Here is a 793-nt window from a genome sequence, read left to right on the forward strand (position 1 = left end):
CCCTCCACCCGGGCCACCCGGACCTCCCCCTGCCACACCTCGGCGCTGGGGACAAACCCCTCCACCGGGGGGCTCACGCCGAGGCCCAGCACCAGCCGCCCGGTAACCGGCCGATAGGCCACCCCCACGCTCTCCCTGGCCCCCGCCTCCAAGGCCACCCGCTGGACATCCCCGCCGTAGCGGTAGCCGTCGGGCCCCTCCACCGGCATCGGCGCCAGGGTGTACACCCCCGGGCCCAGGCCCTCCAACACCGTCTCGCCCAGGGCCTCCACCATCCGCTCGTAGCCGGGACCCTCCACCTTCAGGCGCGGGGTGAGGGCCACGGGGGCCTCGAGCCGCACCACCAGCGTGGCCCCGCGCGGCTGGGGCGCACAGGCCACCAGCAGGAAAACCCCCAACACAAGCCCCATCCACATCCGCCGCATAGCCTCGCACTCCCTCCTACGGCCGCACAAAGGGCAGGGCCTCGGGGTTGGGCAGGTTCACCGCCACCCCCACCAGCCCCACCCCCTCGGTGGGCACGCTGAAGACCTGGGCCGCCCCGCGCAGGTCCAGGGTCTGGGTGTAGAACGCGGGCTGCGCATACCCCCGCACGTCCAGCCGGTAAAGCCGCCCCCGGCGGTCGGTGAGGGCCAGCGCGGCCTCTCCGGTATCGCTGGGCAGCACCTCCACGTTGTTGTTGCTGGCCACCCACAGGTACCCCAACCGGTCAAAGGCCAGGCCAAAGACCTGCTGCAGGCCCTTGTCCAGCCCGCCGCCCGCCCCCACGGTCAGGCGGTGGCTAACCCAGGCC

Annotated in this window: 2 protein-coding genes; both read right to left on the reverse strand. The window is 73.4% G+C overall.

The features are described 5' to 3' along the window. On the reverse strand, positions 1 to 425 hold a 425-nt coding region (locus Mlute_RS16520), incomplete at its 3' end, for a hypothetical protein (protein WP_147371145.1). 16 nt (positions 426 to 441) lie between these two features. After that, positions 442 to 793, reverse strand: a 352-nt coding sequence (locus Mlute_RS15795) for a hypothetical protein (protein WP_182482603.1), incomplete at its 5' end; no start/stop codon positions are given.

Origin of the sequence: Meiothermus luteus, from assembly GCF_003574085.1 — a bacterium.
In the GTDB taxonomy this organism is placed as follows: domain Bacteria; phylum Deinococcota; class Deinococci; order Deinococcales; family Thermaceae; genus Meiothermus; species Meiothermus luteus.